Source organism: Okeania sp. SIO2B9, assembly GCF_010672505.1.
Taxonomy (GTDB): domain Bacteria; phylum Cyanobacteriota; class Cyanobacteriia; order Cyanobacteriales; family Microcoleaceae; genus Okeania; species Okeania hirsuta.
The window spans coordinates 1-4,580 of record NZ_JAAHGK010000580.1 but is presented as its reverse complement, the minus strand read 5'-3'; the positions used below and the strand labels follow the sequence as shown (position 1 = coordinate 4,580).

Genomic DNA, 4,580 nt, shown 5'->3' with positions numbered 1-4,580 from the left:
ATTCGACCCGTAAACATACAGGCTCGATGAGGCAACTGGGGCAAATGAAGCGCTCAAAATCTCAAAGTGCGGACTTTGTTGACGGGGACTTAGAAACCCCGTCCGTCTACACGGCGGGGTAGTTCATAGTTTTGAGCTACAGTTGGTTGTTAAGTATTCAGAAATCCAGAGAAAATAATAGTAAATATCAAAGACTCAGCTAATGATGCTAGAGTCTTTCTTCATATAAAATTTTGCTAATTCAATGATAGGAAATTCCTACCTGCTGAAACCGACTTAATACTTCACCCAAACGCTCACATTCAGCAATTAAACTAACCCTCAGATAACCCTCTCCTCCACTACCAAAAGCATTTCCAGGAGTCACCACAACCCCAGTTTTTTGTAATACAGACAAAGCAAAATCAGTAGATCCTACTCCTGGTGGACAAGGCACCCATAAATACATAGTTGCCAGAGTTTTCCGCACATTCCAACCCAACTTTCCTAAACCTTGAATCAGAAAATCTCGACGTTGCCGATAACGCTCTTGAACCTGATGTAAAAATTCATCCGGTAACTGTAAAGCAGTTTCAGCAGCGGATTGTAGAGCAGCAAACAACCCATAATCTAAATTAGTTTTCAGAGTACGTAACCCTTGAATAATCCGAGAATTACCAACCACAAAACCTACTCGCCAACCAGCCATATTATAAGTCTTAGACATAGTGTGAAACTCAACACCAATATCTTTTCCCCCAGGAATCTCCAATAAACTTGTAGGCTGATAACCATCAAAAGCTAACTCAGCATAACATAAGTCGTGAACCAGCATAATTTCATACTTTTTAGCAAAAGCGACAATATCCTGGAAAAATTCCCGTGGGGCAGTAGCACCAGTGGGATTACTAGGATAATTAAAATAGAGAATCTTCGCTTGCTCTGCAACACTATCGGGAATATCCCCTAAATCAATAATCCAATCATTTTCTGGTTTCAGTAAAATGCTATGAATCTTACCTCCAGCAATTAAAGGGCCACGGAAATGGGCCGGATATGCAGGATTAGGTGCTAAAACTAAATCTCCTGGATTCACATAAGCCAAAGCTAAGTGAGTTAAACCCTCCTTAGAACCCAAAAGTGGTAAAGCTTCACCATCTGGGTCAAGTTTCACATTATAACGACGGAAATACCAATTAGTAATTGCTTTCCTGAAACTAGCAGTACCTTCAAAGGGTGGATAACCATGGTTAGTTACTTCTTGTAAAGCGGCGATAGCGGCCTCCACCACAGGTTGAGGAGTCGCCCCATCAGGGTTCCCCATTCCCAAGTCAATTAAATCTAGCCCTTGTTCGCGGGCACGAGCTTTTAGTTCGTCTAAACGGGCAAAAACATAAGGTGGTAGTGCTTGTACTCTGTTTGCGGGACTAATCCAATCCATATTTATTACAAGTTGAAGCAGAAAATAGGTAGTTCAACAATTAATAATTAATAATTAATAATTAACAATTATCTCTCCTTGAAAAGAAGAGGATTGACTAATAATGAAAATTTTGTCTTCTCTTGGTCGATGGTTGGCCAGCTCAGAGACCTCGCCATACCTCGACCGCTTGTTTCTCCTTTAAAGGAGATGTTTTAAACCTTAATTATTCGGTAAAAGTGAGACTACTTAAAATAAACTATTTTTTTCAAAACATCAGATTTCAATCTTCAGAAATTAGCTGTAGTATCTGCATAGGTATCAATTCGTGACATCTCCCACACGCTCGCTGACGCTATAGTGTGGGCTTCTCGTTTCGTAGTCCCGGTATCCCGTCGGCCTCCACGAGCTTTAAGGACGGAATGCCCTACCGCCCTATTTTTGATATTTATCGCCGCATTTAAGTCGCGGTCTATTACTATGCCACAATGGGAACAAGAATGAGTTCGTATGTTTAATTCTTTAGGGACTTTTTCTTCACAATTTGAGCAATCTTGGCTAGTATTTTTGGGGTTCACAGCTATAATCTTTTGTCGAGCATTTCCGGCTTTGACACTAAATTTTGTTTCTCTGGCTCTTGTGGGACTGTTGTTGAAACCATTGCTGCTACTAATTGCTCGGGAATTACCCTAAATGGTAAGCGATGAATATCAGAATTGCTATGACAAGCAACTTCAGCAGCACCCCATAATTCAGACAAACTGATTTCTCCTAACCCTAAGTCACCCAAGGTTTTTGGTAAACCAATCTCATCATAGAATTTTAACAGTTGCTGTCTAGCAGTCATAGCTAGTTGGTTGCCTTGTAGCATTTCTTCCAACCTTAGTTGGACTAATATACCATAAGCAACTTTTTCTCCATGTAATGTACCATGACTTGCTGACAAATGAGTTAGGCCATTATGAACAGCATGGGCAGCGACAGTCCGACATTGAGCACCGCCAATACCTCCAATTAAACCTGCTAATAAGACTGTGGCATCAACAACTTCTTGCCAGGTTTCTCCACCAGGTTCTTGTAAAGCTACTGTTGATTTTTGGAAGAGAATATCTCGCAAAACTCTTGCTTGTTGGACAGCAGCAACTATCATTGTTTGTTCTGAATGGCCACTACTAACTGAGGCTTCGTACCATTTGGCGATCGCATCCCCAATACCAGCTACTAAGATACGGGCAGGCCCAGTTTTGATTAAACTATAATCCAGAATTAGCAGGTCTGGACATTTAGCTAGACTAACATCGTACAAGAAAGCGCCTTGGTCTGAGTAGATGTTTGATAATGCAGTCCAAGCTGCACAAGTGCCTGCTGAGGTGGGAATGGTGACTATGGGTAAGTGACTTTGGTGGGCTAAGAGTTTGGCTGTGTCGAGAGCTTTGCCACCACCAACACCAATTATCAGGTCTGCTTTTTGAGTTGTGACGATTTGGCGAAGATTAGCTAGGCTAGCTTCACTACAGTCCGACCCGTAGTTGGCCTGAGTAAATTTTAAATGATGATTTTGTAGTAAAGGCCCAAGGTGTGGTTGAATGATATTCAAGGAGCGATCGCCTCCTACAATTAAGGGATTATTGCCAAGAAGGGCGATCGCTTCTCCTGATTTGGCCAGAGCATTTTTTCCCCGAATAATTTGAGTTGGCGCAATATTTAGGGATAATATAGTTGTTGCTGGTTGGCAGGTATTGGTCTGTTTAATCATGGCGACAAAGGCTAGATTAGAGTCAATTTTATTGAGTATAGGCAAATATTGTTATACTTGCCAGGCTTTCCTGAAAATTTTTAATTTTTTTTTGAATTTATTAAGTTTTATACTAAAGATTGATTATTAATTTTTTTACTGGCTACTGCTAGAGGAATATAATTGAGTATATTATAAATATATGGAGTTTACACATTAATTGTGAAACTAAAAAGTTTTCTGTACTTTTTTCTACTCCATCAAGTATTTAATTATCTAGATAAAATATCAATCTCAGAATGATTTTTTAACTCTTAAAAAACTAACGGCAATTGATGCATTTAGCTATATCTTATATCTATATAAAACCGAAATTAATACAATTAAAACGGCAATTTTAAACCAAGCTGATAGCTAGTTAAAATAATATTTTTTTGACTTATGTAATAATTTTATTCACTCAAACTAAATATTATGTCTATAGTAATAAATATTTTTTCAAGAGGGTTAAAATTTGATAATTTTTTATACTTAACAAGTATTTATTATCCTCTAATTAATGTTTCTTCAGGTATAAAAGTTTAAGCCAGGAGTAGGTACAGTCAAATTTATTAAAATCTCTAACAGTCATAGTATCAGACAAGACTAAGTCTTTGCACAATTAAATTGGGGAGCAAAAACAATGAAAGGTTCATTTGCGCAATACGCTCAAGAAAGCAGCACAGAGATAATACTTTATTATATCAATGGTAATTCAGAGACCTTTAGTTTACCAATCAATTCTCAACAGTTTCAAACTATATTACCACAGTTACTCCAACAACCTTGGATAACTTTTCACTTAATAGATCAAACAGTTTGTATTTCTACAGAAAAAGTGATGAAAATTGAAATAAAACCACCAATAAATCAAATGCAGGGAGAAGGCATCTTTGCCAATTCTCAGAGAATCACCCCTTTACAACGTAATGCTACCAGATAACAAATAATTGAATTTAATAATTTTTTTATAGTAATCATAGAAATGAACAGTGAGCAAATAAAATCAAATGGGAGATTGAATTTATGGTATCAATTAGCAATTTAGAAAAAACTGGTAAATGATTTATTTGAGTTCAGATGACTTTCCCTAGTGATATGAGACAATAAAATAAAATCGGCTTGATTATGCAAAGCCAATTAATTTTTTTAAATCATATCATAGAGAATGTTAAGATAGAATAGGTAATAAAAAAATGCAGTACTCGAAAAAACGTATAAATTCAGATACTCAAAATAGTAAACAAGACCAAGGTGTGCCCAATAGAATTGTTAGTCTAAGTCGCGGTATTAAGATTCACTGATTAGGTAATGCCAACGTAGATCTGGATGCCGATCACCATGATCGCGTCGATCAGCATCGCGGTGACGAGCCGTTCGCCCGAACCGGACGTCACGGCCTGATAC

Annotated in this window: 4 protein-coding genes; 1 reads left to right on the top strand and 3 read right to left on the bottom strand. The window is 37.8% G+C overall.

Features of this window, described 5'->3' with window-relative positions:
• Window positions 1-241: 241 nt before the first annotated feature.
• From F6K13_RS19480 to F6K13_RS19470, 3 genes are all read right to left on the bottom strand, one after another.
• Entirely contained in the window at window positions 242-1,426 is a 1,185-nt protein-coding gene (locus F6K13_RS19480; RefSeq protein ID WP_124146877.1) for an aspartate aminotransferase, read from the bottom strand.
• Window positions 1,427-1,689: 263 nt separating this feature from the next.
• Window positions 1,690-1,977, bottom strand: coding sequence for a zinc ribbon domain-containing protein (locus tag F6K13_RS19475; RefSeq protein WP_338043242.1), 288 nt, complete (start codon window positions 1,975-1,977; stop codon window positions 1,690-1,692).
• 2 nt (window positions 1,978-1,979) lie between these two features.
• Entirely contained in the window at window positions 1,980-3,155 is a 1,176-nt protein-coding gene (locus tag F6K13_RS19470) for an iron-containing alcohol dehydrogenase family protein (RefSeq protein WP_192901187.1), read from the bottom strand.
• A gap of 661 nt (window positions 3,156-3,816) precedes the next feature.
• Here F6K13_RS19470 and F6K13_RS19465 point away from each other — a divergent pair.
• Window positions 3,817-4,116 carry a hypothetical protein gene (locus F6K13_RS19465; protein WP_124146878.1) on the top strand — a complete coding sequence of 100 codons (300 nt, stop codon included), beginning with the start codon at window positions 3,817-3,819 and terminating at the stop codon, window positions 4,114-4,116.
• Window positions 4,117-4,580 lie beyond the last annotated feature (464 nt).